Annotated in this window: 27 protein-coding genes; 18 read left to right on the top strand and 9 right to left on the bottom strand. The window is 66.7% G+C overall.

The window, feature by feature from the left end; all coding sequences use genetic code 11:
- The first annotated feature begins 51 nt into the window (after positions 1-51).
- From ACEN9N_RS09990 to ACEN9N_RS09940, 11 genes are all read left to right on the top strand, one after another.
- Complete coding sequence (locus ACEN9N_RS09990; protein WP_495656367.1) at positions 52-1,527, top strand: type II and III secretion system protein family protein; 1,476 nt, start codon at positions 52-54, stop codon at positions 1,525-1,527.
- Between the two features lie 11 nt (positions 1,528-1,538).
- Positions 1,539-1,820, top strand: coding sequence for a hypothetical protein (locus tag ACEN9N_RS09985; RefSeq protein WP_495655987.1), 282 nt, complete (start codon positions 1,539-1,541; stop codon positions 1,818-1,820).
- A gap of 131 nt (positions 1,821-1,951) precedes the next feature.
- On the top strand, positions 1,952-2,161 hold the full coding sequence (locus tag ACEN9N_RS09980) for a Flp family type IVb pilin (protein WP_495655986.1): 210 nt from the start codon (positions 1,952-1,954) through the stop codon (positions 2,159-2,161).
- 91 nt (positions 2,162-2,252) lie between these two features.
- A complete protein-coding gene (locus tag ACEN9N_RS09975; RefSeq protein ID WP_495655985.1) occupies positions 2,253-2,429 on the top strand; it encodes a Flp family type IVb pilin in 177 nt (58 codons plus the stop codon).
- 42 nt (positions 2,430-2,471) lie between these two features.
- Positions 2,472-3,740, top strand: a complete 1,269-nt coding sequence (locus ACEN9N_RS09970; RefSeq protein ID WP_495655984.1) for a pilus assembly protein TadG-related protein — start codon at positions 2,472-2,474, stop codon at positions 3,738-3,740.
- 10 nt (positions 3,741-3,750) lie between these two features.
- Positions 3,751-4,209: a TadE/TadG family type IV pilus assembly protein gene (locus ACEN9N_RS09965; RefSeq protein ID WP_495655983.1), complete on the top strand. Its 459-nt coding sequence runs from the start codon at positions 3,751-3,753 to the stop codon at positions 4,207-4,209.
- Complete coding sequence (locus tag ACEN9N_RS09960) at positions 4,206-4,634, top strand: TadE/TadG family type IV pilus assembly protein (RefSeq protein ID WP_495655982.1); 429 nt, start codon at positions 4,206-4,208, stop codon at positions 4,632-4,634. The genes ACEN9N_RS09965 and ACEN9N_RS09960 overlap by 4 nt, the downstream gene beginning before the upstream one ends.
- 19 nt (positions 4,635-4,653) lie before the next feature.
- A complete protein-coding gene (locus tag ACEN9N_RS09955) occupies positions 4,654-5,805 on the top strand; it encodes a CpaE/TadZ family protein (RefSeq protein WP_495655981.1) in 1,152 nt (383 codons plus the stop codon).
- 36 nt (positions 5,806-5,841) lie between these two features.
- Entirely contained in the window at positions 5,842-7,212 is a 1,371-nt protein-coding gene (locus tag ACEN9N_RS09950) for a TadA family conjugal transfer-associated ATPase (protein ID WP_495655980.1), read from the top strand.
- Between the two features lie 9 nt (positions 7,213-7,221).
- The gene (locus tag ACEN9N_RS09945) at positions 7,222-8,214 is read left to right on the top strand and encodes a type II secretion system F family protein (RefSeq protein WP_495655979.1); all 993 of its coding nucleotides are present in this window, start codon (positions 7,222-7,224) and stop codon (positions 8,212-8,214) included.
- A 12-nt stretch (positions 8,215-8,226) separates the two neighbouring features.
- Complete coding sequence (locus tag ACEN9N_RS09940; protein ID WP_495655978.1) at positions 8,227-9,141, top strand: type II secretion system F family protein; 915 nt, start codon at positions 8,227-8,229, stop codon at positions 9,139-9,141.
- 31 nt (positions 9,142-9,172) lie between these two features.
- Here ACEN9N_RS09940 and ACEN9N_RS09935 read toward each other — a convergent pair whose 3' ends face one another.
- The 8 genes from ACEN9N_RS09935 to araD form a co-directional block, all read right to left on the bottom strand.
- Positions 9,173-9,865, bottom strand: coding sequence for a response regulator (locus ACEN9N_RS09935; protein WP_495655977.1), 693 nt, complete (start codon positions 9,863-9,865; stop codon positions 9,173-9,175).
- 25 nt (positions 9,866-9,890) lie between these two features.
- Complete coding sequence (locus ACEN9N_RS09930; protein WP_495655976.1) at positions 9,891-11,573, bottom strand: sensor histidine kinase; 1,683 nt, start codon at positions 11,571-11,573, stop codon at positions 9,891-9,893.
- Positions 11,574-11,811: 238 nt separating this feature from the next.
- Entirely contained in the window at positions 11,812-12,288 is a 477-nt protein-coding gene (locus ACEN9N_RS09925; RefSeq protein WP_007832069.1) for a hypothetical protein, read from the bottom strand.
- A 308-nt stretch (positions 12,289-12,596) separates the two neighbouring features.
- The gene (locus ACEN9N_RS09920) at positions 12,597-13,955 is read right to left on the bottom strand and encodes a DUF5666 domain-containing protein (RefSeq protein WP_495655975.1); all 1,359 of its coding nucleotides are present in this window, start codon (positions 13,953-13,955) and stop codon (positions 12,597-12,599) included.
- A complete protein-coding gene (locus ACEN9N_RS09915) occupies positions 13,952-14,785 on the bottom strand; it encodes a DUF6502 family protein (protein ID WP_007832065.1) in 834 nt (277 codons plus the stop codon). Before ACEN9N_RS09915 ends, ACEN9N_RS09920 begins: the two co-directional genes overlap by 4 nt.
- A 172-nt stretch (positions 14,786-14,957) precedes the next feature.
- Positions 14,958-15,938 (bottom strand): Bug family tripartite tricarboxylate transporter substrate binding protein, encoded by a 981-nt coding sequence (locus tag ACEN9N_RS09910; protein WP_007832053.1) that lies wholly within the window; start codon positions 15,936-15,938, stop codon positions 14,958-14,960.
- A gap of 39 nt (positions 15,939-15,977) precedes the next feature.
- The gene (locus ACEN9N_RS09905; RefSeq protein ID WP_495655974.1) at positions 15,978-16,688 is read right to left on the bottom strand and encodes a ribonuclease activity regulator RraA; all 711 of its coding nucleotides are present in this window, start codon (positions 16,686-16,688) and stop codon (positions 15,978-15,980) included.
- Positions 16,689-16,734: 46 nt separating this feature from the next.
- The gene (araD, locus tag ACEN9N_RS09900; RefSeq protein WP_413334982.1) at positions 16,735-18,462 is read right to left on the bottom strand and encodes an L-arabinonate dehydratase; all 1,728 of its coding nucleotides are present in this window, start codon (positions 18,460-18,462) and stop codon (positions 16,735-16,737) included.
- Positions 18,463-18,556: 94 nt separating this feature from the next.
- Between araD and ACEN9N_RS09895 the strand changes: the two genes are divergently transcribed.
- A complete protein-coding gene (locus tag ACEN9N_RS09895; RefSeq protein WP_007832047.1) occupies positions 18,557-19,249 on the top strand; it encodes a GntR family transcriptional regulator in 693 nt (230 codons plus the stop codon).
- 251 nt (positions 19,250-19,500) lie between these two features.
- Here ACEN9N_RS09895 and ACEN9N_RS09890 read toward each other — a convergent pair whose 3' ends face one another.
- Positions 19,501-19,944 (bottom strand): universal stress protein, encoded by a 444-nt coding sequence (locus ACEN9N_RS09890; protein ID WP_007832046.1) that lies wholly within the window; start codon positions 19,942-19,944, stop codon positions 19,501-19,503.
- Positions 19,945-20,045: 101 nt separating this feature from the next.
- Here ACEN9N_RS09890 and ACEN9N_RS09885 point away from each other — a divergent pair, with 101 nt between their 5' ends.
- The 6 genes from ACEN9N_RS09885 (at position 20,046) to ccoP (ending at position 25,746) form a co-directional block, all read left to right on the top strand.
- Positions 20,046-22,373 (top strand): heavy metal translocating P-type ATPase, encoded by a 2,328-nt coding sequence (locus ACEN9N_RS09885; RefSeq protein ID WP_495655973.1) that lies wholly within the window; start codon positions 20,046-20,048, stop codon positions 22,371-22,373.
- The gene (ccoS, locus tag ACEN9N_RS09880; RefSeq protein WP_007832042.1) at positions 22,373-22,510 is read left to right on the top strand and encodes a cbb3-type cytochrome oxidase assembly protein CcoS; all 138 of its coding nucleotides are present in this window, start codon (positions 22,373-22,375) and stop codon (positions 22,508-22,510) included. Before ACEN9N_RS09885 ends, ccoS begins: the two co-directional genes overlap by 1 nt.
- 65 nt (positions 22,511-22,575) lie before the next feature.
- Positions 22,576-24,015 (top strand): cytochrome-c oxidase, cbb3-type subunit I, encoded by a 1,440-nt coding sequence (gene ccoN, locus ACEN9N_RS09875; protein ID WP_007832041.1) that lies wholly within the window; start codon positions 22,576-22,578, stop codon positions 24,013-24,015.
- Positions 24,016-24,024: 9 nt separating this feature from the next.
- Positions 24,025-24,663, top strand: a complete 639-nt coding sequence (ccoO, locus tag ACEN9N_RS09870; RefSeq protein WP_495655972.1) for a cytochrome-c oxidase, cbb3-type subunit II — start codon at positions 24,025-24,027, stop codon at positions 24,661-24,663.
- A gap of 14 nt (positions 24,664-24,677) precedes the next feature.
- Positions 24,678-24,818 carry a cbb3-type cytochrome oxidase subunit 3 gene (locus ACEN9N_RS09865; RefSeq protein ID WP_007832039.1) on the top strand — a complete coding sequence of 47 codons (141 nt, stop codon included), beginning with the start codon at positions 24,678-24,680 and terminating at the stop codon, positions 24,816-24,818.
- Between the two features lie 13 nt (positions 24,819-24,831).
- Positions 24,832-25,746, top strand: a complete 915-nt coding sequence (ccoP, locus tag ACEN9N_RS09860) for a cytochrome-c oxidase, cbb3-type subunit III (protein WP_007832038.1) — start codon at positions 24,832-24,834, stop codon at positions 25,744-25,746.
- The last annotated feature ends 21 nt before the right edge of the window (positions 25,747-25,767 follow it).

The raw sequence follows: 25,767 nt of genomic DNA, 5'->3' as shown, positions 1-25,767 counted from the left end.
CAAGTGCACTATCTCTCTCCCACCCCCGCCTGGTTGCTGGCGGCACTCACGATGATGGCGGCCCCCGCCATCTCCGCCGAACTCGCGGTGCCTGCCGCGGCTGCGGCCGCCACCGCCGCCGCCGCGGCGCCCGCGGCGCCCGCGGCACCGGCGGCGCCAGCCACCCGGCGCTGCACCGCCATCATTCCGGACGACCAGCCAACGCAGGCCGTGCTGGGCAAGTCGGTGGTCATCCCGCTGAAGGCCCGCGTCGTCCGCATCGTGGTCAGCGGGCAGCCGCCGAGCCGGGCGCCCGCGGCGGCTGCCGTGCCGGCGGGCATGGCGCCGCCTGCACCGGCCGCGGCTGCGAATGCCGGCGACGGCATTGCCGATGTCGACGTGACGCTGCTGAGCCCGACCGACCTGTTCTTCCGCGGCCGCCAGGCGGGCTCGATGAACGTCGTGCTGCAGAGTGCGGACGGCACTTGCTACATCAAGGATGTGATCGTCACCATCGATCCGGGAGCGCTGCAGTCCAAGCTGGCAGAGCTGATGCCGGAGGAGAGCCGCATCCGCGTGCGCAGCGCGGAAAAATCCATCGTGCTCACCGGCGAGATCAGCGATGCGCTCAAGCTCGACGACGTGATGAGCCTTGCGTCGGCCTACGGCGCCGACGGCAAGAAGGTTGTGAACCTGCTGCGGGTCACGGCGCCGCAGCAGGTCATGCTCGAAGTGAAAATCGCCGAGATCAGCAAGACCCTGCTGGACCGGCTGGGCGCACGCGTCGGCTTGAACCGCTCCGGCAACGGCGGCCTCAACAGCTATTCGCTGATCTCCAATTTCCTGAGCGGCGGTGGCGGCTTGATCGAAGCGCTGAGGATCGGCCGCACGTCGATCGGCATCGACGGCCAGAAGGACGACGGCCTGGTGCGCATCCTGGCTGAGCCCAACATCATGGCCATCAGCGGCCAGCAGGCGAGCTTCCTGTCGGGCGGCAAGATCTTTATTCCGGTGGCGCAAAACGCCGCTGGCGGCGGCGGGACGAACATCACGCTGGAAGAAAAGGAGTTCGGCATCGGGGTCAAGTTCACACCGACCGTGCTCAATGGCGGCCGCGTCAATCTCAAGATGGTCTCGGAGGTGTCGGACCTGTCGCAGACCGGTTCGCCTTTCACCACCATCGGTGGCGTGACCGCCGTGTTGCCATCGCTCACGGTGCGCCGTGCCGACACTACCGTGCAACTCAACGACGGGCAGAGCTTCGTGATCGCGGGGCTCATCAAGAGCAACGTCACCGAGTCCATCAAGCGCTACCCCGGATTGGGCGAAGTGCCGGTGATGGGAGCGTTGTTCCGCAGCACCGAGTTTCAGAACGACCAGACCGAGCTGATGTTCGTCATCACGCCCCGCATGGTCCGGCCGCTGGTCGAGTCGCCCCGACTGCCGACCGACAACCACGTCGTTCCCAGCCGTGCAGAGGTCTATCTGAACGGCAGCCTCGAAAGCGCCACCCCGGCACCGGCTGCACCGGCCACCGATATCCAGTGAGGAGCAACACCATGTTCATCAAGTCGACCACTCTCGCGCTGACGCTGCTCCTGGGCACCGGATGCTCCCACGTCACACCCAACTACGACGCGCGCTTTGGCGATGCGGTGCGCGACGCGAAAAGGAAGATGACGATCAATCCCGATGCAGGCCGGGACGGCAATCCCGTCGCGGGCATGGACGGCCGCTCGGCGCGCGAGTCGATGGTGCAGTACCACGAGTCGTACAAGACACCGCCACCAGCTGTCAACGTCATCAACATCGGCGGAACGATTGGTGGTGGCACCAAGTGACCGCGGTTTTCATTCTCAACCCTCCAATTCGGAAAGGAGAACACCACGATCTGCAACAACCCAGTTTCCCCAACCCGTTTGATGAACCAACGAGTTCCATTCGTTTATTTGAACCTTTAAAGGAAAGACTCATGAACAACTTTTTCAAGGCCATCGGCCAATCCTCCCGTGGTTTCCTCCGTGACGAGGAAGGCGCCCAGGTCATCGAATACGCGCTGATCATCGCCGTCGTTTCGATTGCGCTGATCGTCTTGCTGAAGGGGCTTACCGGGACCGGCGGCGGCTTCACGACCTTCATCACGCATGTGACCAATTGCCTCACCGGAACGTCCTGCCCATAAGCGGACCGAGGGCGGGTGGCGGGCCGGCTTGTCCGATGCCCACCGCCTGCCGCTCAACCAGCTTGCCCAACACAGAAGCGAGGTCCTCATCATGTTCAAGTCATTTCTGCGGGGCGAAAGCGGCGCCCAGGTGATCGAGTACGCGCTCATCATCGCCGTCGTCTCCATTGCGCTGATCCTTGCGTTGCAGCCGCTGGTGACCGACGGCACCTTCGACAACTTCATCGCGAAAGTCACCGGCTGCCTCGACGGTTCGGGTTGCTCCTGAGCCTGATTCAGCGAACCGCAGTCACCTCTCGAGGAGTCGATCATGCAAGTCCGCAGTCTTCATCACCGTCAAGGCGGCGCGATGATCGTCACCGCCGCGCTGCTCATGTTGTTCCTTCTGGGCTTCATGGGCATCGCGCTCGATTTCGGACATCTGTTCGTCGTCAGGACCGAACTGCAGACGGCGGTGGACAGTTGTGCGCTGGCCGCTGCGCGCGAACTCGACAAGCAGGGCTCGGCGATCACGCGGGCAAAGAGTGCCGGCCAGACAGCCGGCAACGCGAACCGGGTGAATATGCAGTCAGCCACCTGGAGCGGGCAGGGCCAGATCGTGGCCACTGAAATCACGTTCCGCGATGCTGCCTATGCATCCACGACCGATCCCCTCGTCGCCACCTATGCGCAGTGCGTGCACACGCAGCCCAACATCGTCATCTGGCTCATGAGGGCCATGGGTGCCTTCTCCGGGAATGCCGCCGCCTATCCCGCGACGGGCAGTGTCGCGGCCAGTGCGGTCGCAACCCGTGCCAGCGCACAGACCACCTGTCCGATTCCCGTCGCACTCAAGCCGAAGCCCGGAGGCGTTGCACCGAACTACGGGCTCAACGTAGGCGACTGGGTGAAGTTGATCCAGGCGCAGAACGCATCCGCCGGCGGCGAGATCGGCTGGGCCAACCTCGACGGCAGCAATAGCGCCTCGGAAACCGAATCCGAGCTCAACAACCACTGCGGCACCAAAGTGGGCGACACGCTCGGCACCCCCGGCGTGCAGACCTCGGTGGCCGATGTCTGGAACCAGCGCTTCGGCATCTACAAGAACACCGGCGATCCGAGCGTTGGGCGGCCTGATTACACCGGCTATGCCTATACCTCGCTCACCTGGCCCGCGCAGTTCAATGCCTACGATGGCCCCGCGCCCGGATCACCCGCAACCGCCCAGAATTTCGTGACCAAGCGGGCCGCCTTCGCATCCTGCGCCGACACCGGAACGAAAGTGAACGGCGCAAATAGCTGCGAATCGATCACGGGACTGTCCCTCAGCAGCTTTCAGAAACTGGCAGCGCCCGGAAACGTTGCGGGTGGTCACAAGCAGTACGGCCTGGACCGCCGCATCGTTACGGTGCCGGTCATCGACGGCGGCAACCATGTGATCGACTATGCGTGCATGCTGATGCTGCAGCCACTGCAGATCCCGATGAGCGACACATGGCTGGAGTTCCGCGGCAACGCGGGTTCTGCCACCAGCCCCTGCACCACCAGCGGGCTGGCCGGCGGAGCGGCAGGCCCGCTGGTTCCGGTCCTGGTGAGATGAGGTGAGCAACATGAAAAAGTCCCATCGCACCCAGCATGGTGCGGCACTGGTCGAACTGGCGCTCATCACACCGCTGCTGCTGCTGCTGACCTTCATCACCACCGAATTCGGCCGCGCAATGTACGAATACAACGCGGTCGTCAAGTCGACCCGCGATGCGGTGCGCTACCTGTCGGTACAGACGCCCGGCACCCACGTTACCGAGGCACGCAACCTGGTCGTGTACGGCAATACCGGCGGTACCGGTTCGCCGCTGGCGCGCGGGTTGAGCCTGTCGAACGTGCCGGCCGGCAGTTGCTGCACCTGGCAGTCGGCCGGTGCGAACCCGATCATCACCACGGTCACGGTGCGCGTCAGCAGCTATACCTTCCATTCGATGTTTCCTTCGGTGATAGGCGTGGTCTTTGCGGATGCGAACGGCAATATCGTCTTCAGCGACATCACCGCCACCATGAGGGCTCCGTCATGAGACACCATGTCAACGGCGCGACGACCGTCGAGTTCGCCCTGGGGCTGCTCATCTTCCTCATGCTCGTTCTGGGCATCGTGGACTTCTCCCGCATGCTGTTCACGTGGAGTGCGGCCCAGGAGGCAACACGCGAGGGGGCCAGGTATGCCGTGGTGTGCGACGACACGGGCCAGCAGGCACTCGTGCTAGCCCGCATGAGGGCGCTGCTGCCGCAAATCAGCACCGTGTCGGTGGCGTGGGCGCCGTCGGGCTGCACGGCATCGACCTGCGAGGGCGTCACCGTGAGCATCACCGGCCTGAACTATCAATGGATCTCGCCCATCGTGGGAGCCACTGCACCGCTGATCCCGATGCCGACGTTCTCCACCTACCTGCCGCGCGAGGTGATGCGCAAGGACCCGAACAGCGCGGCCATCTGCTCCTAGCAACACACCGGACACGACCATGAAGATCGCCATCATTTCCCCCAATCCGAATCATCTCCAGGACATGCGCAAGGTCCTCGAGGCGCGCTCCCACCAGGTGTCGCTGTTCGAGGGCGGCAAGAGCCGCATGCAGGGGGTCGTCGAGAAGGCGGCTCCGGAGCTTCTGCTGGTCGACGGCATGTGCTGCGACCTTCAGGAGCTGGCACTGGTGGAGAAGCTCACGCTGCAGTACCCGGCGATCGCGGTGGTGCTGCTGTGTGCCATGCAGACCCCAGAGTTCCTGATCCACGCGATGCGCGCGGGAGTGCGCGAGGTGCTGCCGTCGCCCTCCGACACCGCCGCGCTTGAGGCCGCCGTTGAGCGCATCGCGCTCAAGATGGCCAGCACGCAGGCGCGCAGCCCCGGCCAGGTGGTGGCATTCATGCCTTGCAAGGGCGGCAGCGGATCGACCTTTCTCGCGACCAACATCGCCTACCAGCTCTCGCGCGAGCGCTCGGTGCTGCTGATCGACCTGAACCTGCAGTTCGGCGATGCGCTGTCGTACGTCAGCGACCTGCGGCCGAGTTCCACGATGGCGGACGTCGCGCGCGACATCGGCCGCCTCGACGCTTCGCTTCTCGCGGCCAGCGTGGTGCGCGTGGCACCGGGCTTCAGCATCCTGCCAGCGCCCGAGGACCTCTCGCGAGCGATGGACGTCAAGGCCGAGCACGTCGATGCCATCCTGCAGGTCGCGCTGACGATGTACGACTTCGTGCTGTTCGACCTCGGCCCGCGCATCGACACGCTCGCAATCCGCGTGCTGGACCGCGCGGACCGCATCTTTCCGGTGCTGCAGCCGAGCCTGCCGCATATCCGCAACGTGACGCGCCTCATGCAGGTGTTCAAGTCGCTGGGCTATGCGCCCGGCAAGGTCGAGCTGCTCGTGAACCGCAGCGCCGGGGGAGGGGAGATCGGGCTGTCGGACATGCGCCGCTCGCTCGTCGGGGCGACGCTCACGATCGTTCCGGACGGCGGCAAGGACGTGGATGCGTCCATCAATCAGGGCGTGCCACTGGTGGAGATGTCGCGCGGCAGCGCACTCGCCAAGCGGCTCGCCGAAATCGCCCACACGCTCAGCCCGCGGCAGGAAGCGGCGCCCGGTTTCATCGGGCGACTCTTTCGCCGAGCCTGAGTTCCGATTCATTCTTCAACAGCAAGGCAGGTTCCCATGTCATTCAGAGAACAGCTCAATGCGGTCGAGACCGACCCCGGCCACGGGCAGGCGGCCCACGCCGCCGACCTGACCGCCTCGCCCTTTGCGTCGGACGCCTACAAGCTGCTGAAGGAGCGCATGCACCTGAAGCTGCTCGACCGCTTCGACCTCGCGGCGCTCGAAACCCTGAAGCCCGACGTGCTGCGCCAGGAAATCTCGACCATGGTCGGGCGGCTGCTGCAGGAGGAGCCCGAGGCGCTCAACGACATCGAGCGGCGCACGCTGATCCGCGACATCCAGCACGAGATGCTCGGCTTCGGGCCGATCGAGCTGCTGATGGCCGACCCGTCGGTCTCGGACATCCTGGTCAACTCGCACGAGAAGATCTACGTCGAGCGGCGAGGCCGGCTGGAGCTGACCAATGTGAGCTTCACCGACGAGAAGCACCTGCTGCGCATCATCGACAAGATCGTCTCGCTGGTGGGGCGGCGCATCGACGAGTCCAGCCCCATGGTCGATGCGCGGCTGCCCGACGGTTCGCGCGTCAACGCGGTCATTGCGCCGGTGGCGCTCGACGGGCCGATGATGTCGATCCGGCGCTTCGCGAAGATTCCGCTGCGCATGGAGAACCTCGTGAACGAGCTCAAGACGCTGACGCCGCCGATGGCGCAGATGCTCGAGGGGCTGGCCCAGGCGAAGGTGAACATGCTCATCTCCGGCGGCACGGGCGCAGGCAAGACCACGTTGCTGAACATCCTCTCGGGGTTCATTCCGCCGACCGAGCGCATCATCACCATCGAGGACGCCGCGGAGCTCCAGCTGCAGCAGCCGCACGTGGCGCGCATGGAGACGCGGCCGATGAACATCGAGGGCAAGGGCGAGATCACGCAGCGCGCGCTGGTGCGCAACGCGCTGCGCATGCGGCCCGACCGCATCGTGATCGGCGAGGTGCGCGGCGCAGAGGCGGTCGACATGCTGCAGGCAATGAACACCGGCCACGAAGGCTCGCTCACCACCATCCACGCCAACACGCCGCGCGACGCGCTGGCGCGGCTGGAGAACATGATCGGCATGGCGAACCTGAACCTGCCGCACCGCACCGTGCGCCAGCAGATCGCCTCGGCCATCACGGTGGTCGTCCAGGTCCTGCGGCTGGTCGACGGGCGGCGCAAGGTCACCAGCATCCAGGAGATCACCGGCATGGAAGGGGAGGTGGTCACCATGCAGGAGATCTTTACCTTCCACCAGACCGGCATGGGTCCCGACGGCCTGGTGCGCGGCCATTTCCAGGCGACGGGCGTCAGGCCGAAGTTCGCGGAGCGGCTGCATGCCTACGGCGTGGATCTGCCCGACACCATGTTCGAGCCGGGCAAGCACTACGAATAGGAGGCGATCATGTTCAACAACCTGGGCGGCAATGCGCTCATCACTGCCGCCGTGCTGGTCTTCGTGACCGTGCTGCTGATGATCGAGGGCCTGTACCTGCTGTGGCGCTCCTACAAGGGGCCCGAGGCGCGCAAGATCGAGAAGCGGCTGCAGGCGTTTTCTGCAGCGAGCGACCGCACGTCGCAGGCCCACCTGGCCAAGGAGCGCATGCTCAGCGAAGTGCCATGGCTGCAGCGCATGCTGCTGACGCTGCCGCGGGCGCACCGGCTGGACCGCTTCATCCTGCAGGCGGGGCTGGACTGGACGGTTTCCAGCTTCCTGCTGGCGTGCGGTGTGCTCGGCGTGTTTGCGTTCTTCGCGACGATGTGGATGGCTCGCCAGCCGGTGCTGCCGTCACTCGCCGTCGGAAGCGGCGCGGCGATGCTTCCAGTGATGTACCTGCAGCACCAGCGCAGCCGCAGGCTGGCCTGTATGGAGAAGCAGCTCCCGGAAGCGCTGGACCTGGTGACGCGCGCCCTGCGCGCCGGGCATTCGTTCGCGAGCGGCGTGCAAATGATCGGCGACGAAATGACCGACCCGATCGCCAGCGAGTTTCGCATGGTCGCCGACGAGGTGAATTTCGGCGTCTCGCTGCAGCAGGCGCTGACCAATCTCAGCGAGCGCGTGCCGCTTACCGACCTGCGCTACTTCGTGGTGGCGGTTTTGATACAGCGCGACTCCGGTGGCAACCTGACGGAGGTGCTGGGCAACCTGAGCCGGCTCATTCGCGATCGGCTCAAGCTGCTCGCGCGGGTGCGGGTGCTGTCGTCCGAAGGACGCCTGTCGGCTTGGATCCTGGGGCTCATGCCGTTCGCCCTGGTGGCACTCTTGAACGTCTTCAATCCCGAATTTATGGCGCCGTTGTGGACGGACCCGATCGGGCAGACGGTCCTCAAGTACATGCTGGTGCTGATGCTCGTGGGCATCGTGCTCCTGCGCAAGATCGTGAAGATTCGCGTTTGAAGGAGAAGAGCCATGACCATGCTGTTTCCCATCCTCGTCTTCCTCGCCGTGTCGCTGGCCGTCGGCGGCCTGACGGCCTGGCTGTCTCCAACGCGCACCGAGCAGCGCCTTAAGGCGGTGGCGCCGTCGGCCGGCAAGTCGGCATGGACCGAAACCGCCGTCCGGCTGGTCGGTCCCTTCGCGCAGTTGTCATCGCCCACCAGCGACGCCGACCTGTCGCCGCTGCGCGTGCGGTTCCTGAACGCCGGCATTCGCTACCCGGACGCCTACCTGGTCTATTTCGGCATGAAGACGCTGCTGCCGCTGGGCTTTGCCGCGCTCGCGTTCCTGGGAATGCGGACGACGGGTGCGGCGGACGGCACGGTGATGATGCTGTGGCTCGCTGTGGCGGCGCTGGCCGGCTGCTACCTGCCCAACCTGGCGCTGCACCTGCTGATTCGCGCGCGTCGCCGCGAGATATTCGAGAACTTTCCCGATGCCGCCGATTTGATGCTTGTCTGCGTCGAGGCGGGGTTGGGGCTGGACGCCGGCCTGGCCAAGGTCACGGAGGAAATCCAGGTCAAGAGCGCGGCCCTCGCGCAGGAACTGCACTGGACCAACCTGGAAATGCGCGCCGGCAGCACGCGCGAGAAATCGCTGCGCAACCTGGCGCTGCGCACGGGCGTGGAGGAGATAGCCACCTTCGCGACCATGCTGACGCAGTCGGACCGCTTCGGCACCAGCATCGGTGAATCGCTGCGCGTGTTTTCCGACGATCTCCGCCACAAGCGGCAGGTTCGCGCAGAAGAACTGGCAGCCAAAGTTCCGACCAAGATGCTGGTGCCGCTGGTGCTGTGCATCTTTCCCTGCATCTCGGCGGTCATCCTCACGCCGGCGGCAATCCGCGTCGTCCGGATGATCATCCCGATGCTGAACGGGACGACTTGAGTACCCCGGGGAAACCCGGCGCGGCGGCGGCTCAGTGCGCGACAGCCGCCGCGTCGAGCTGATGCTTCACCGCGTGGATGTACAGCTCGAGGCGGTTCGTCACGCCGAGCTTCTGGTAGATCGAGGTGAGATGGTTGCGCAGCGTGTGCTCGGTGACGAAGAGCTTTGCGGCCAGCGCCTTGTTCGAGGCACCGCTGCCCGCAACCACGACGCGGATGATCTCGCGCTCCTTCTGCGTCAGGCTGGCCAGCTTGGCGGCTTCGGGGTCGGCCTTCGGCGGCTTCTTCGCCGAGGTCAGCTGGGAGAAGACGCGGCCCATGGTCTGCGGATCGACGCAAAGCTCGCCGTTGTAGACGCGTTCGATGGTCTCGAGCACCTGCTGTGCCGAAGCGTCCTTGCGCATGACGCCGCGGGCGCCGTGCAGCACGGCAAGGTCGAGCATGCGCTGTTCGCGCTCCGCGGTGAGCACGAAGACGCGCGACACCTCGTTCGACAGTAGGCTGGGCAGGATGTCGATGGCGCAATGGCCGTCCAGGTCCAGGTCGAGCACGACGACGTCGGGCGCGAGGCTTGCCGCCGTCGCCACGGCGTCTTCGCAGCTGCTGGCGGTGCCGACCACCTTCATGCGCGGTTGTTCCCCGTCGATCAGCCTGGACAGGCCCCACAGCATCGTCTGGTGGTCGTCAACGAGCAGAACGCCGATGGAATGGGCAACAGGTTGCATGACGGGCTCCTGGTCTTGTCTTTTTTCAGATGGGAATTTCCACCACCACCGCGGTGCCGCCGCTGATGCACTGGCGGACCTGCGCCCGCCCGCCGAGGGCGGCGGCGCGTTCGGTGATGGAACGGGGGCGGAATTTCGTGAAACCCTCTTCGCAGGCTTCGTTCTCGATGCGCAGGTGCAGCCGCCCGTTCTTGCAGCCGAGGCGGATGCTGCCGTGGTGCGCGTGGGTGTGCTTGCAAATGTTGTTCAGCCCTTCGCCGACCATTTGCAGGACTTCCGCAGTCATACGGTCGTCCAGCAGGACCTGGCCATCCACGGCGACGGCGATCTCTATGCCGTAGAGCCCCTTGATGCGCTCGGCCTGGCGATGCAGGTGGGGCAGCACGAGCCCGCAGGGGCTGTTCGCGCCGTGCTTGACCGCGCCGGCATAGCGGCGCAGGTCCGCGATCACGCCGTCGGCCACGCTTGCGAGCTTGTCGAGATCCTCGCGCAGCGGGTTGTCGGTGGTGGCCTTCTTGAGCAGTGCGCACAGGCCCATCCGCAGGCCGATGTAGGGCTGCACGGCCGTGTCGTGCAGGTCCAGCGCGATCTTCAGGCGCTCCGCGGAGGCGGCTTCGGAGGCCATCCGGTCGAGCACTTCGATGGTCTCGATGACCGGGAAGATCTGCTCCATGAGGTGTGCCAGGAACAGGGCGTCGGACTTGTTGAACAGCCCGTCGCCGGATGACACGAAGACCCGGCCCTCGCCCAGCCGCATCGGCAGCGGAGCGCTGATGAAGCTGCGGGCCTCCAGCATGGCGGCCACGGCGGCGCAGCGCTGCGCGCCTTCCTCGTCCTCGACGCGCCAGCCGCTCGCGCCGGCTTCGAGGGCATGGCTTTGTGGCCACAGGCGGCTCAGGGGCCAGGGCATGCGGCTGCTGACCACGGTGAGGTCCGGTGCCAGCGCCATGAGCGGCGACTCGGCGATGCGCCCGATCGTCTCGACGCTGACGTGTTCGCAGGCGTCGTCCTTGCGCAGCGTGCGCAGGATCCAGTCGCCGGTGGAGGTGTCGCGCGTCAGGAGGATGCAGTGGCTCGCCCGGAAGAAGGCCAGCGTCTTTTCCATCGTGCGGGCGATGGTGCGGCCTGCGCCGAACCGCGGGTTGGACAGCTGGCTGACATCGCCCAGCAGTGCCAGGCGCCGCTGCAGGGCCAGCTTGGAGCCGCCCCAGTGCACGATCATGTGCCCCAGGGCCAGCAGGAACGTCGCGCGCATCAGCAGCTGCGGCGTGTCGTCGCCAGTGCTGGTGGCGAGGCCGCAGGCTGCAAAAGAGGCGACCGATGCAATAGTTACACGGGCGCCTTCCTCGAAGCCCCAGCGGAACGAGGAGGTCAGGATCGCGAAAAAGTAGAACAGGAAGAAAAGGCTCTGGACGCCGTCGGTCACGAACACGATCAGCGTGAACCACAGCACGTCGGACCAGTGGATGGCCTTGCCCTGGAAATACGGGCGGCCGATGCGGGTGCACCCGTACACCAGCAGGCTATGCAGGATGTAACCGGAAAAGGCCAACCAGACCGCCCCCGAAACCTGCTGCCGGTGGTCACCCGCGTCGACGGCGACGGCGAGCAGCGCCGCAAAAGACAGCACGAGGCGCATGCGGGCCACCATGAGAGCATCCGCAGCAATGCTCGCGTCGACATCGGGGGCAGTGGTGCGTGTGAGCATGGAAAGAGGGCGAGCGATGTGTGTGAAGGTTTCACATTACTACTTTCGTAGTCGAAGACAATGCAAATTGAAACCTTTCGTCACATCGTGACGTTTGTTACACATGGTTTCAATCGTGGGTCTGAAGGGGTTTTCAGACCGCTGCCGGGGGAGCGGCTCCGCCGATCAGCAAAAAAGCGCGCTGATTGCAGGTACCTTTCCCGTGCGAAACAGCGAAGCCGCTGTCGAGCGCGCGGATTCAGGTCCGCCGCGCGACCAGCGCAGTCTGCCCCAGGGGAGTCACCCGCAGGATGACCGCCTGCCTGAACTTCTGCTGGGTTTGCCTGGCGCGGCAGGGCGGGGGAAGCGTGGCTTCCACCATGCCAGCAGCATTCAGTACGGCCACCGAGTTGATTTCTGCCGGATCGTCGGTGCGCAGGGGGAAGACCGAGTTTCCGATCTTGCGCAGGTAGTCGAGCGGCATGAGGGGCCACTTCGGACCGTCGGCCGCTGCAGCGCGGCTGGAGCGAAGGCCAGCGATCTCCGCGTGCCCTTCGTCCGTGATGGTGAACACCACGGCACTCTCGTACTTTTGGTAGCCAAGGTCATCCAGATGGAATTCGGCTTCGACAAGTCCGGTCGCAAGCAGAACCGCGGCGTGCCTGATGTCCGGCTCGGCTGTAAGCGTCACCGGAAATCTCTCGTGAAGAAGCCGAAGGAGGAGGGTGAGCGGCATACATGCTCCTGTCCGCACTGGATGTGCGCATCGAGACATGGGGAGGGGATGCGAGCGGGTTTCCCCGTCGAAGCACCTGGACTGCGCCGCCTCCCGCAAACCCCTTCAGGACGCGTGACGAAACCACGGACGGAAAGCCGTGGCTGCATGTATGCCGTTCGTCACGACGGAGATAGGGCATTGGCGCCTTAAATGTGATTTTTTCACTTTAGGCGTTTTGTTGTACAGCAACCGACCGGCCTTGTCGATAGGCGGGAAGGCTGGGGCGTGAATCGAGAGGGCGTCCATCGTCGCGGGCGCTCGATGGGTCAAGGCGTGAACGTCACCCGCTGCGCGATCAGCACACCGTTGACCACGCGGTCTCCCACCACGGTAACGCGCCGTCCATTGGCCAGGTCCGCGGCGGTGCCGTTCTCGAAGACGACGCCGGGCGCTCCGGCGTTCACGGGCCTGCCTTGCACCCTGAAATCGGCGGACGACAAATAGGTGCCAATGGCACCGATCAGCGTGAACGAGGCCGGGCCGCCGGTGCCCGGAATGTTGCGGATGCGCAGTTTCTTCACCACAAGCACGCCGCCGGACATGAAGCCGTCGACCTCGACCTTCACGCCATTGCCGAGCGAGCCCACGGGTCCGCCCGTGATCAGCGCGTTGGTCGCATCGACCGGCGTGCCCAAAACCTTGAACGAGCCGCGCGAGGCGAAGTCGGTGATGACGCCCGCCAGCTGGACAGCGATGCCGTTGTTCACCGGAATGGCATACCAGCCCTCTACCTTCGTGGCCACGAGCAGGTTCGCGAACGGCGCGGCGGTGCCCCGGACGCGCACGATGGTCCCGTTGGCGAGCGACGATGCGTCCAGGCCCGTGAACGCAGCCGCGCCGAAATCGATCGTCAGCTGCCCGAGCATGAAGGTCTTGCGCGCGCTATCGATGTTCTCCACGGTGCCTGTGACCAGAGGGGCGCTCAGGGTTGGAGCGACCTGAATCCGGGTGGCGCGCAGGGTGCCCGGCGCACCGGGCAGGCCCCACACCTGCACGATGCTGCCCGAGACGACGTCGGCCAGCCCGCTCGCGTCGGCCCAGACGGTGGCCGAGTCGATGCTCACGGTGGTGCCCATCACGACGAAGCTGCCGGCGGGGATGTCGATGGCCGAGACCGCACCGCGCAGTTCCGCGGCCGACACGACCTGGGTGGCGACGCCGCTGGTGAAGTCCGCGTCGACCTTGCCGGCAACGCGTGCACTGATGCCGATCTGCAGTTCGGTGGCATCCTCGATGGTGATGGCGGCGCCGTCGGTGTTGTAGCGCAGCCCGTTGAGGATGATGCTGCCCAGGCCGTCCGCCGCGCCGATGCCGGCGGCGTCGGCAGTCACGCCGGTGCCGCCCGAACCCACGCCGGAGCCGTCGGTGCTGCCGTTGCTGGCGGTGCTCGTATCGCCGCCGGTGCCGCTGCCCGTTCCGGATGCGTCGCCGGTGGCACCTGTGCCGGTTCCGGCCGAGGCGTCTGCGCTTGCCGTCGCCGTACCGGCTGCACTACCGCTGCCGACGCCCGCCACCGAGCCGCCGCTGGCACTGTCTCCACCCCCGCCGCAGGACAGCAGCAGGGCCACGAGGGCGACGTACAAAAGACCGAGCATGAGCCGGTGGGGTTTCTTGATGTTGTTCATCGCGGGGGCTCGCTTTCAGGGGGACGGGGCGGCGCAGGCGCGCTCTCGTCTTCGTAATAGGTGTAGATGCCGACGCGGATGCGCGCCTTGGCACCGGCGGGGGCGCTGTCGACCGCCCGCGTCATTTCCTGCGCCAGTTCGTGGTGCAGGGTCGCCCAGCGCTCCCGCGCGAGGCGCTGGATCTGCTCGCATTCCTGCAGCGTCAGCCCGCGCGCGTACACCGCGCGCTCGAGCATCCTGGGCTCCTCGCCCAGTGTGTTGGAGACAGCCGCCAGCAGATGGTCGCGGCCGTTGTCACCGAGGAAGGCGAGCATGGACTGGAGGTTTTGCACAGGCACGAAGCCGTCGGTCGTGAGTTCGACCACGCCTTCGTCCTCGGTCACCATGTTCAGGCGCACCAGTTCGTCGAGGATGGTGCGGTGGTGCACGTTGCCGCGGCTGCTCATGCGCGCCACGGTCTCGAAGGAGGGGGCGGCATTGCCGGTGGTGATGGGCAGGCGCCGGAAGGAGTCGTCCTGGGTCAGCATCTGCAGCCACAACGTGAAAGTCTTGGCCGCTGCCGACAGCTCGGTGTGGGGCAGGGGATCGACGGTGGCCCGTACCTTGGCGGTCACCGCCTTGCGGTTCAGGCCGGTGGTCACCGAAAGCTGGCTCAGGTTGGGCTTGGGCACGCCCTGGCTGCGCCAGGTTCGCTGTGCTTCCTCGATCAGCAGGTCGCGCAGCAGTTCCTCGAGGTGCGGATGCTTGACCCCCATGGCGAGGGCCAGCCGGACCACCGGACGAAGAATGCGAGCGCAGGCGGCAAGGGCCCAGTCCAGCCGGTGTTCCATGGAGGCGAGCGATTATTCCTGAAGGTGCGGTTCGAAAAGGGACGGCAGCGCTGGCTGCCGACCACGGGTATTACGCTATTGTCCTGTGCAACTGCACCCATGTGAAAGCTTTGGACCACTTTTTGCCGATCTGGATCGTTTTGCTGAATGGCGGGCCGAAGGCAGAAGGTGGTCAGTCGGCCACGGCGCCCGATTTCTTCACCAGTGCGGCCCAGCGCGGAATCTCCCTGGCCATGTGATCACGCAGTTCTTCCGGCGTACTTCCCACGATCTCCATCGCCAACTGGTCCGAGAGCCGGGCCTGCACGTCGGGCTGCTTGAGCGCCTTGACGATTTCGGCATTCAGGCGCTGGACGATCGGCTTGGGCGTGCCCTTGGGTGCGTACACGGCCTGCCACGACGACATCTCGAAGCCGGGAATGCCCGATTCGATCATGGTCGGCAGCTCGGGCGTCAGGGCGATGCGCTTGCCCGTGGTCACGGCCAGCAGCTTGAGCTTGCCGCTCTTCACCAGCGGCAGTGCGGCCGTCACCTGGTCGAACATGAAGGGCACCAGCCCAGCGGCCACGTCGGTCATGGCCGGCGGCGTGCCCTTGTACGGCACGTGGGTGAGCTTCACGCCGATGAGGTCGCCGAACATCTCGCCGGCCAGGTGGGTGGAGGTGCCGGCGCCGGAAGAGGCAAAGGTGCGCTTGCTCTCGTCTTTCTTCAGCAGTGCCACCAGTTCGGCCACCGAGTTCACGCCGAGCTGGCTGTTGACGATCAGCACGTTGGGCAGGCGCGCGACCAGCGAGACGGGCTCGAAGTCCTTCATTGGGTCGTAGGGCAGGTTCTTGTACAGACTCGCGTTGATGGCGTGCGTGCTGATGGTGCCGCCAAGCAGCGTGTAGCCATCGGGCTTGGCCTTGGCGACATAGGCCGCTCCGATGCCGCCGGCCTGGCCGGGCTTGTTGTCGACCACCACCGACTGCTTGAGGCTGTCACCCAGCTTCTGGGCCAGCGTGCGCGCCACGATATCGGTGGATCCGCCGGCGGTGAAGGGCACGACGTAGACGATCGGCTTGGCGGCCGGCCAATCGGAGGCCTGGGCCCAGGTGGCCACGGGGGCGAGCGCAGCCAGGAACAGCGCCGCGGCGCCACGGATGAATTTCATGGATTTGTCTCTTCGGGAATTGGGGAGAGAGAAAGGGCTTCAGCGGCCGCGGGCGCTGCGCCAGGACGCGAAGTCGGCGCGGCTTTGTTCCTCGGTGGGCGGATACAGGCCGAGGATGGAGCGGCCTTCGAGCACCTTTTCCTGCACGAAGTCCTCGAAGGCGGTCATCTCGGTCGCTTCGGCGGCGATCTCGTCGGCCATGTGGGCCGGAATGACGATCACGCCCTCCGCGTCGCCCACGATCACGTCGCCGGGGAACACCGGCGCGTCGCCGCAGCCGATGGGCACGTTGATGTCGATGGCCTGGTGCAGCGTGAGGTTGGTCGGCGCGCTCGGGCGGCGGTGGTAGGCCGGGAAGCCCAGCTTGGCAATGTCGGGGCTGTCGCGGAAGCCCCCGTCCGTGACCACGCCGGCCACGCCACGCTTCATCAGCCGCGTGACCAGAATGCCGCCGGCCGATGCGGCACGCGCATCTTTTCGGCTGTCGATCACCAGCACGGCGCCTTCGGGGCATTGCTCCACCGCCTTGCGCTGCGGATGGTCGCGGTCGAGAAAAACGCTGATCTGGTTCAGGTCTTCGCGCGCCGGCATGTAGCGCAGCGTGAAGGCTTCGCCCACCATGTTCGGCAAGCCGGCGTCGAGCGGTCGCACCTCCTGGATGAACTGGTTGCGCAGGCCGCGCTTGAACAGGGCGGTGCACAGGGTGGCGGTGCTCACCTTCATGAGCAGGTCGCGGGTGGCGGGATTCACGTGTTGTCTCCGTTCTCGAAATTAAAAAAGGGGGAGGGCAGTCGGATCAGAAGATGTCGGGCTCGGGCACCGGCTTGCCGAAGCCGGTTTCGAGGAAGTCGAAGTCGCAGCCTTCGTTGGCCTGCTTGATGTGGCGGCCGAACATCCAGCCGTAGCCGCGCTCGTAGCGCGGCGGCGGCGGCGTCCATGCGGCCCTGCGGCGAGCCAGTTCCGCGTCGTCGACGTCGAGGTGGATGCGCCGTGCGGGCACATCCACGGTGATGCGGTCGCCGGTCTTCACCAGTGCCAGCGGGCCGCCGATGGCCGCCTCGGGCGAGCAGTGCAGCAGGCAGCCGCCGTAGCTGGTGCCGCTCATGCGTGCGTCGGACAGGCGCAGCATGTCTGTCACGCCCTGCCTGAGCAGCTTGGTGGGAATCGGCAGCATGCCCCACTCGGGCATGCCGGCGCCACGCGGGCCGGCGTTGCGCAGCACCAGGATGTCGTCGGCCGTCACGTCGAGTTCGGGGTCGTCGACCGCCTTCTTGAGCGATGGATAGTCGTCGAACACCAGTGCGCGGCCGGTGTGCCGCAGCAGGTGCGGCGCGCAGGCGCTGGGCTTGATCACGACGCCGTCGGGCGCGAGGTTGCCGCGCAGCACGGCCAGCGCGCCTTCGGCGTAGATGGGGTTGGCGAGCGGCCGGATGACGTCGTCGTTGTAGACCTCGGCGCCCGCGATGTTCTCGCCGAGGGTGCGGCCGTTGACCGTCAGCGCTTCGGTCTTCAGGTGGCCGCGGATGCGCTCCAGCATCGCCGGCAGGCCGCCGGCGTAGAAGAAGTCTTCCATCAGGTAGGCGTCGCCGCTGGGGCGGATGTTGGCGATGACGGGCACGCGGCGGCTGAAGTCGTCGAAGGCGTCCAGGCTCACTGCATGGCCGGCGCGGCGTGACATCGCGATCAGGTGGACGATGGCGTTGGTGCTGCAGCCCATGGCCATCGCGCAGGCGATGCCGTTCTCGAAGCTGGCGCGCGTGAGCATCTTCGCGGGCGTCCAGTCTTCCCACACCATGTCGACGATGCGGCGGCCGCAGTCGGCGCTCATGCGGATGTGGTTGGCGTCGGCCGCGGGAATGCTGGAGGCGCCCGGCAGGGTCAGTCCGACGGCCTCGGCGATGCCCATCATGGTGGCCGCGGTGCCCATGGTCATGCAGGTGCCGTGGCTGCGCGCGATGCCTGCTTCCATCTCCGCCCAGGCCTGGTCGCTCAGCCGGCCGGCGCGGCGCTCGTCCCAGTACTTGAAGGCGTCGGAGCCCGAGCCCAGCACCTTGCCCTTCCAGTTGCCGCGCAGCATGGGGCCGGCGGGCAGGTAGATGAAGGGAATGCCCATGCTGATCGCGCCCATCGTGAGGCCGGGCGTGGTCTTGTCGCAGCCGCCCATCAGCACCGCGCCGTCCACCGGGTGGCTGCGCAGCAGCTCTTCCGTTTCCATGGCCAGGAAGTTGCGATAGAGCATGGTGGTGGGCTTGACCATGCTTTCCGACAGCGAGATAGCCGGCAGCTCGAGCGGGAAGCCACCGGCCTGCAGGATGCCGCGCTTGACGTCCTCCACCCGCTGCTTGAAGTGCGAGTGGCACTGGTTGGCATCGCTCCAGGTGTTGACGATGGCGATGAGCGGCTTGCCCATCCAGTCGGCGTGGCTGTAGCCCATCTGCAGCACGCGCGAGCGGTGGCCGAAGGAACGGAAGTCGTCGGGTGCGAACCAGCGTGCGCTGCGCAGGGATTCGTAGTGGCGTTTCATGGGGGTTGTCTCTGTGGGCGCAAGGCGCGGCGGGGCAATGTCGGCGGGATTAAAACACTAATATATTAGTACGTCAATGCCACAATCCGGCCCGATGAGTGCACTTCCCAAATTTCGACTCGACCGCACCCGCCTCGCCGCGCCGCAGGTGACGGAGAAGCTGCGCGACGCCATCCTCTCGCTGGACCTGGTGCCGGGTACCGTGCTGGCGCGGCAGGAACTGGCCGACCGCTTCGGCGTGAGCCAGACCCCGGTGCGCGAAGCGCTGCTGCGGCTCAACGAGGAAGGGCTGGTGGACGTGTTCCCGCAGCACGCCACGCTGGTCAGCCGCATCGACATCGCGGCGGCCCGGGAGGCGCATTTCCTGCGCCGCTCGATCGAGCTGGAGCTGGTGCACCAGCTCGCGCTGGAGCCGCCGGCGGGGCTGGTCGAGCAGATGAAGGCCGTCATCGCGCAGCAGGCGGCGTTGTCGACGGCACAGCGCTATGGCGATTTCGTCGGCGCCGACCGCGCCTTCCATCACCTGATGTACGAGGCCGGCGGCGTCGCCAGCCTGTGGGAACTGGTAGGGCGTGTCTCGGGCCACGTCGACAGGCTGCGCCGCCTGCACCTGCCCACCGCCGGCAAGACCGAGGCGATCCTGCGCGACCACCGCGCCATCGTGCGCGGCATCGAGGCAAGGGACCCGGCGGCGGCGCAAGCGGCATTGCGCCGGCACCTGTCGGGCACGCTCAGCGCGGTGGACGAGATCTGCCGGCAATATCCGGACTACGTGGCCACGTCCTGATCCGCGCTCAAGGCCGCCAAGGTGGTGGACCGGCTGCCGGGCACGATCCTCGTGGACGCGGACGAAGCCGGAGTCGCTTCCGTGGTCCGGAAGAACAAGAACTGGACCTTCTCGCCGCAGCGCAGCGCGAGCAGCGCCCCTGCGCATCGGCGGATTCGGCGGGCCGCCTAGCGGCAACATCGATCGAGAAAAAGCCCGGCATGCCGGTTTTTTTTGGCTCCTCGGCTCCTCGCCGATCGGCACGGGGCCTGCTACCGCAACACCAGCACCGGCAGCAGCGAGCGCGTCAGGACCTGCTGGGTTTCACTTCCCAGCAAGAGGCGCTTGATGCCCTTGCGCCCGTGCGACGCCATCACGATGAGATCGCTCCTGTTCTTCTTCGCGGCCGCGATGATCGATTCGGCGACCAGGTCGGAGCTGGCCTGGGCCGTCCTGATGCGCACGCCCTGTGCCAGCGCCCGGTCGCGAACGGCGTCGAGCGTCGCCTGCGCCTTGTCCGCCCACTGCTTCTCGATGCGGCCAATGTCTTCGGCCGAGAACGACATCGACCCCTCGAAGAAACTCTTCGGATAGCGGGGAACGACGGTCAGCGCGACCAGGTCCGCGTCGTTCTGGGCCGCCAGCGCGATCGCGCTCTTGACGGCCTTCCTGGAAAGAGCGGACCCGTCGGTGGCGACGAGGATGCGTTTGAACATGGGAATCTCCGGGAGGCGTGCTGCCGAGGTTAGGCACACCCGGGCCGGCGGGCTTGACGCAGATCAAACGGCTTGCGAGGCACCGCCCTTAGCCTCGCCCGATGAATGCCGCGCTCGCCCCCCAGTACGCCCCGATCCCATCGCTTCCTTCCCCTGTCGACGAGGCATGGCAGGTGCTGGACGACCCCGGCGAATGGCCCGGCTTCGGCCGCCCACTGGACGCGGCCGACGGCTGCTGGGAATCACAGGTGGTGGTCGAGGGCATGCACTGCGCGGCCTGCGCCTTCACCGTCGAGGCCGCGCTGCGCCAGGTGCCCGGCGTGAGCGACGTGCAGGTCAACGCGGCGAGCCGGGGCGCGCGCATCGTGTGGTCGCCGGCCGTGACCCGGCCGTCCCGCTGGTTCGAGGCCTGCGCGAAGGCAGGCTACGCGCTGCTGCCGGGCGGCGACCGGTCCGCGAGTGCCCTGCGCGAGCGCGAATCGCGGCTGGCCCTGTGGCGCTGGCTGGTCTCGGGCCTGTGCATGATGCAGGTGATGATGTACGCCTACCCGGCCTACATCGCGCGCCCCGGCGACATGAGCGCCGATGCGGCGCAACTCCTGCGCTGGGCCTCCTGGGTGCTGACGCTGCCGGTGGTTCTCTTCTCCTGCGGACCCTTCTTCCGAAGCGCATGGCGCGACCTGCGCATCGGCCGCATCGGCATGGACCTGCCCGTGGCCTTCGGCGTGCTGATCACCTTCGCCGTCAGCAGCGCGGCAACCTTCGATCGCGCGGGGCCGCTGGGGCACGAGGTCTATTTCGATTCGCTGACGATGTTCGTCTTCTTCCTGCTCACCGGCCGCTGGCTCGAGGCGCGGCTGCGCAACCGAACGGCGGGCGCGCTCGAAGCGCTGATGCACCGGCTGCCCGACAGCGTGGAGCGCCTGGAGGCCAATGGCGGATGGGTGCGCGTGACGGTGCGGCGCCTTGCCGTGGGAGACGTGGTGCGCGTACGACCGGGTGAGGCCTTTCCGGCCGACGGCGTGGTGATCGAGGGCGACACCTGCGCCGACGAGGCCCTGCTCACAGGCGAGTCTCGTCCCGTGCCTCGTCCGTGCGGCAGCCGCGTGCTGGCGGGCAGCCACAACCTCGGGGTCCTGGTGCAGGTGCGCATCGAGTCGGTGGGCGAGGGCACGCGCTTCGCGCAGATCGTGCGGCTGATGGACGGAGCCGCCCTGGGCAAGCCGCGGCTCGCGCAACTGGCCGACCGCGTGGCGCGGCCCTTCCTCTGGGCTGTGCTGGCCGCTGCGGCGGCCGCCGCGCTGGTGTGGTGGCACATCGACCCTGGACGGGCGCTGATGGTGGCCGTGGCCGTGCTGATCGTTACCTGCCCCTGCGCGCTGTCGCTGGCCACGCCGGCCGCCATGCTGGCGAGCGCGGGCGCGCTGGCGCGCGGCGGCGTGCTGGCCTCGAACCTGCAGGCGCTCGAAGCACTGGCTTCCGTCGACACGGTAGTGATCGACAAGACCGGCACGCTCACCGGCGGCACGCCGCGGCTGGAGCGCGTGTACTGCCGGCGCGGGCTGATGCCCGGCGATGCGCTGGAGATCGGCGCGGCGCTCGGGGCGCAGTCGCTGCATCCGGCCGCGCGCGCGCTCGCCAGCGCATGGCAAGCCCAATTCCGCGCGCTGCCCGACTGGAAGGTGCTGCACCTGGCGGAGACGGCAGGGCAGGGCATCGAAGCCCACGTTGTCCGCAGCAGCGGAAGCGACCGCACTGCGCATCCGCTGCGCCTCGGCGCCGCGGCCTTCTGCGACGTGCCCGCATTGCAGGTCGATGCGCCGCAGATCCACATGAGCGACGACCAGGGCTGGCTCGCGAGCTTCGTCCTGGCGGAGGAACTGCGCCCCGATGCAGCCGAAGCCGTGGCTGCGCTCAAGGAACAGGGCATCGCGGTGCGCCTGCTGTCGGGCGACCGCGACGCGGCGGTGCGCGCCGTTGCGGCGCAAGCCGGCATTGCCGCGGCGCAGGGCGACTGCACGCCCGAAGACAAGCTCGAAGTGCTTTGGCAGTTGCAAGCCGCGGGCCGCGAGGTGGCCATGGTCGGCGACGGGCTCAACGATGGCCCGAGCCTGGCGCGCGCCAACGCCTCGTTCGCCTTTGGCGATGCGGTTCCGCTGTCGCGCTCGCGTGCCGACTTCGTGGTGCCTGGCGGCGCGCTGTCGGCTGTGCCAAGGGCCATCGCGCAGGCTCGCCGCACGCTGCGCGTGGTGCGGCAGAACCTGTTCTGGGCCGCGGCCTACAACGCGCTGTGCGTACCGCTGGCGGTGGCGGGCTGGCTGCCCGCGTGGCTCGCCGGCCTGGGTATGGCCGCGAGCTCGCTGGTGGTCGTGCTGAACGCGGCGCGGCTGGCCGCACCGGGGGTCGACGTGAAGAGGGCGGTGGGCTGATGGACATTCTCTTCCTCCTCGTGCCGCTGTCCGTGGTGCTGGTGCTCGCCATCCTCGGCGGGCTGTGGTGGGCCGTCGAGCGCGGCCAGTTCGAGGACATCGAGGTCGAAGGCGACCGCATCCTGCGAAACGATTGATCTGCATCAACCCGACCGGGCGGACCCGCAGGGACACTGCCCGCAAATCATTCGAGGGCATCACGATGCAAACAACGAACCCACCCGCGGCCAGCTACGACGACACCGTCGTGCGGCAGTTCGCGCTCATGTCGGTGGTCTGGGGAGTGGTCGGCATGCTGGTCGGCGTGGTCATCGCGTCGCAGCTGGCCTGGCCCGAGCTCAACCTCGGCATTCCCTGGCTGAGCTACGGCCGGCTTCGCCCGCTGCACACCAATGCGGTGATCTTCGCGTTCGGCGGCTGCGCCCTGATGGCCACCAGCTTTCACGTGGTGCAGCGCACCTGCCAGGTCCGGCTGTTCGCGCCGGCGCTCGCGTCCTTCGTGTTCTGGGGCTGGCAACTGGTCATCGTGGCGGCCGCCATCAGCCTGCCCATGGGCTACACCAGCGGCAAGGAATACGCCGAACTCGAATGGCCCATCGACCTGCTGATCGCCGTGGTCTGGGTGGCCTACGCCATCGTGTTCTTCGGCACCATCGGCATGCGCAAGGTGCGCCACATCTACGTGGCCAACTGGTTCTTCGGAGCCTTCATCATCGCGGTGGCGCTGCTGCACATCGTCAACAGCGCCGAGGTGCCCGCCGGCTGGATGAAGAGCTACTCGGCCTACGCGGGCGTGCAGGACGCGATGGTGCAGTGGTGGTACGGCCACAACGCGGTGGGCTTCTTCCTCACGGCCGGCTTCCTGGGAATGATGTACTACTACATCCCCAAGCAGGCGGGCCGGCCGGTGTACTCGTATCGGCTCTCGATCGTGCACTTCTGGGCGCTGATCTTCACCTACATGTGGGCCGGTCCGCACCACCTGCACTACACCGCGCTGCCCGACTGGACGCAGTCGCTGGGCATGGTGTTCTCGCTGATCCTGCTGGCGCCGAGCTGGGGCGGCATGATCAACGGCCTGATGACGCTCTCGGGCGCCTGGCACAAGCTGCGCACCGACCCGATCCTGCGTTTCCTGATCGTCTCGCTGTCGTTCTACGGCATGTCGACCTTCGAGGGGCCGATGATGTCCATCAAGACCGTCAACGCCCTGAGCCACTACACCGACTGGACCATCGGCCACGTGCACTCCGGGGCGCTGGGCTGGGTGGGCTTCATCACCATGGGCTCGCTGTACTACCTGATCCCGCGCATGTACGGCCGCACCACCATGTACAGCGTGAAGGCCATCGAGGCGCACTTCTGGATCGCCACCGTCGGCATCGTGCTGTACATCGCCGCCATGTGGATCGCCGGCGTGATGCAGGGCCTGATGTGGCGCGCTATCAATCCCGACGGCACGCTCACCTACACCTTCGTGGAGAGCGTGAAGGCGACCTTCCCGTTCTACGTGGTGCGGGCGCTGGGCGGGCTGCTGTACCTCTCGGGGATGCTGGTGATGGCCTGGAACGTCTGGATGACTGTCATCTCGGGCCGCTCGGTGCGCGCCGAGATCCCGCCCGCCGCCATGGCCCACGCCTGAGGACGCACGATGAATCCGAACACTCCGAACACACCGAAGACCACGGGCTTCACGCACGAGAAGGTCGAAACCAACAACCTGCTGATGATTGTGCTGATCCTCTTCGTCGTGGCCGTGGGCGGCCTGGTGGAGATCGTGCCGCTCTTCTTCCAGAAGTCGACCACCGAGGCGGTGCAGGGCGTGAAGCCGCTCACGCCGCTGCAGCTGGCCGGGCGCGACGTCTACCTGCGCGAGGGCTGCTACAACTGCCACTCGCAGATGATCCGGCCCTTCCGCTCGGAGACGCTGCGCTACGGCCACTATTCGGTGGCTGGCGAATTCGTCTACGACCATCCGTTCCAGTGGGGCAGCAAGCGCACCGGCCCCGACCTGCAGCGCGTGGGCGGAAAGTACAGCGACGAGTGGCACCGCATCCACCTGAACAATCCGCGCGACCTGGTGCCCGAGTCGAACATGCCGGCCTATTCATGGCTGGAAAAGAGTGCAATCGACGCCGATGCACTGCCCAGCCACATGCGCGCGCTGCGCAGCGTGGGCGTGCCCTACACCGACGAGGAGATCGCCAAGGCCTCAGACGAGGTGAAGGGCAAGACCGAGATGGAGGCCACCGTGGCCTACCTGCAATCGCTGGGCCTGGCGCTCAAGTAGCGAGGACTGAACACATGATCGACATCACCACCCTGCGCGTCGGCGCCACCGTCGCCTGCTTCATCGTCTTCATCGGCATCGTCGCGTGGGCCTGCGCACGGCGCAACGCGAAGGGCTTCGAGGAAGCCGCACGCCTGCCTTTCGAGCAGGACTGAACGGAGAACCGAGATGAGCGACTTCATCAGTCATTTCTGGTCCGACTACGTCGCGGTGCTCTCGCTGCTGAGCATCGCCGGCTGCGTGCTGCTGCTGTGGCTCACGGCACGCAAGCGCGTAGCGGCCGACGCGGACAACACCACGGGCCATGTGTGGGACGAGGATCTGCGCGAGGCCAACAACCCGCTGCCGCTGTGGTGGGTGGGCCTCTTCGTGCTGACCATCGCGTTCGGCCTGGCGTACCTGGCGATCTTTCCGGGACTCGGCAGCTTCAAGGGGCAGTCCGACTGGACCTCGCGCGCCGAGTACGACACCGAGGTCGCCAGGGCCACGCGCGAACTGGCGCCGGTGTACGACAGGTATGCGACCCTGCCGGCGGAAGAGGTTGCGCGAGACCCGCAGGCCAGGGCCATCGGCGAGCGGCTGTTCATGAACAACTGCGCGCAGTGCCATGGCTCCGACGCGCGCGGCAGCAAGGGCTTTCCGAACCTCACGGACAAGGACTGGCTGCACGGCGGTGCGCCCGACAAGATTGTCGAGACCATCACCAAGGGCCGGGTCGGCACGATGCCGCCCATGGCGGCGGCGGTGGGCACGCCGGACGACGTGAAGAACGTCGCCAACTACGTGCTGAGCCTGTCGGGCGAGCCGCACGACTCGCTGCGGGCTGGGCTGGGCAAGCCGAAGTTCACCGCCTGTGCGGCCTGCCACGGCATCGGCGGCGTGGGCAACGAGGCCCTGGGCGCGCCCCGCCTGAACGACAAGATCTGGCTGCATGGCTACGGCGAGGCGGCCATCGTGCAGATGATCAACGAGGGAAAGCACAACGTGATGCCAGCGCAGGAAGGGCGCCTGACCGAGGCGCAGATCAAGCTGCTCGCCTCGTACGTGTGGGCTTTCTCGAACCCGCCGGCGGCCACGCCCTGACTGGCACCGCAGCCGCTGCCT

This window comes from Variovorax sp. Varisp46, from assembly GCF_059491885.1.
This window is presented reverse-complemented; position numbering and strand designations above follow the sequence as displayed.

What these genes read in the sequence shown, in the direction of transcription:
- ACEN9N_RS09990 (WP_495656367.1), top strand. Translation starts at nt 52, where the DNA reads ATGATGGCGGCCCCCGCCATCTCCGCCGAACTCGCGGTGCCTGCCGCG.
- ACEN9N_RS09985 (WP_495655987.1), top strand. Translation starts at nt 1,539, where the DNA reads ATGTTCATCAAGTCGACCACTCTCGCGCTGACGCTGCTCCTGGGCACC.
- ACEN9N_RS09980 (WP_495655986.1), top strand. Translation starts at nt 1,952, where the DNA reads ATGAACAACTTTTTCAAGGCCATCGGCCAATCCTCCCGTGGTTTCCTC.
- ACEN9N_RS09975 (WP_495655985.1), top strand. Translation starts at nt 2,253, where the DNA reads ATGTTCAAGTCATTTCTGCGGGGCGAAAGCGGCGCCCAGGTGATCGAG.
- ACEN9N_RS09970 (WP_495655984.1), top strand. Translation starts at nt 2,472, where the DNA reads ATGCAAGTCCGCAGTCTTCATCACCGTCAAGGCGGCGCGATGATCGTC.
- ACEN9N_RS09965 (WP_495655983.1), top strand. Translation starts at nt 3,751, where the DNA reads ATGAAAAAGTCCCATCGCACCCAGCATGGTGCGGCACTGGTCGAACTG.
- ACEN9N_RS09960 (WP_495655982.1), top strand. Translation starts at nt 4,206, where the DNA reads ATGAGACACCATGTCAACGGCGCGACGACCGTCGAGTTCGCCCTGGGG.
- ACEN9N_RS09955 (WP_495655981.1), top strand. Translation starts at nt 4,654, where the DNA reads ATGAAGATCGCCATCATTTCCCCCAATCCGAATCATCTCCAGGACATG.
- ACEN9N_RS09950 (WP_495655980.1), top strand. Translation starts at nt 5,842, where the DNA reads ATGTCATTCAGAGAACAGCTCAATGCGGTCGAGACCGACCCCGGCCAC.
- ACEN9N_RS09945 (WP_495655979.1), top strand. Translation starts at nt 7,222, where the DNA reads ATGTTCAACAACCTGGGCGGCAATGCGCTCATCACTGCCGCCGTGCTG.
- ACEN9N_RS09940 (WP_495655978.1), top strand. Translation starts at nt 8,227, where the DNA reads ATGACCATGCTGTTTCCCATCCTCGTCTTCCTCGCCGTGTCGCTGGCC.
- ACEN9N_RS09935 (WP_495655977.1), bottom strand. Translation starts at nt 9,865, where the DNA reads ATGCAACCTGTTGCCCATTCCATCGGCGTTCTGCTCGTTGACGACCAC.
- ACEN9N_RS09930 (WP_495655976.1), bottom strand. Translation starts at nt 11,573, where the DNA reads ATGCTCACACGCACCACTGCCCCCGATGTCGACGCGAGCATTGCTGCG.
- ACEN9N_RS09925 (WP_007832069.1), bottom strand. Translation starts at nt 12,288, where the DNA reads ATGCCGCTCACCCTCCTCCTTCGGCTTCTTCACGAGAGATTTCCGGTG.
- ACEN9N_RS09920 (WP_495655975.1), bottom strand. Translation starts at nt 13,955, where the DNA reads ATGAACAACATCAAGAAACCCCACCGGCTCATGCTCGGTCTTTTGTAC.
- ACEN9N_RS09915 (WP_007832065.1), bottom strand. Translation starts at nt 14,785, where the DNA reads ATGGAACACCGGCTGGACTGGGCCCTTGCCGCCTGCGCTCGCATTCTT.
- ACEN9N_RS09910 (WP_007832053.1), bottom strand. Translation starts at nt 15,938, where the DNA reads ATGAAATTCATCCGTGGCGCCGCGGCGCTGTTCCTGGCTGCGCTCGCC.
- araD (WP_413334982.1), bottom strand. Translation starts at nt 18,462, where the DNA reads ATGAAACGCCACTACGAATCCCTGCGCAGCGCACGCTGGTTCGCACCC.
- ACEN9N_RS09895 (WP_007832047.1), top strand. Translation starts at nt 18,557, where the DNA reads ATGAGTGCACTTCCCAAATTTCGACTCGACCGCACCCGCCTCGCCGCG.
- ACEN9N_RS09890 (WP_007832046.1), bottom strand. Translation starts at nt 19,944, where the DNA reads ATGTTCAAACGCATCCTCGTCGCCACCGACGGGTCCGCTCTTTCCAGG.
- ACEN9N_RS09885 (WP_495655973.1), top strand. Translation starts at nt 20,046, where the DNA reads ATGAATGCCGCGCTCGCCCCCCAGTACGCCCCGATCCCATCGCTTCCT.
- ccoS (WP_007832042.1), top strand. Translation starts at nt 22,373, where the DNA reads ATGGACATTCTCTTCCTCCTCGTGCCGCTGTCCGTGGTGCTGGTGCTC.
- ccoN (WP_007832041.1), top strand. Translation starts at nt 22,576, where the DNA reads ATGCAAACAACGAACCCACCCGCGGCCAGCTACGACGACACCGTCGTG.
- ccoO (WP_495655972.1), top strand. Translation starts at nt 24,025, where the DNA reads ATGAATCCGAACACTCCGAACACACCGAAGACCACGGGCTTCACGCAC.
- ACEN9N_RS09865 (WP_007832039.1), top strand. Translation starts at nt 24,678, where the DNA reads ATGATCGACATCACCACCCTGCGCGTCGGCGCCACCGTCGCCTGCTTC.
- ccoP (WP_007832038.1), top strand. Translation starts at nt 24,832, where the DNA reads ATGAGCGACTTCATCAGTCATTTCTGGTCCGACTACGTCGCGGTGCTC.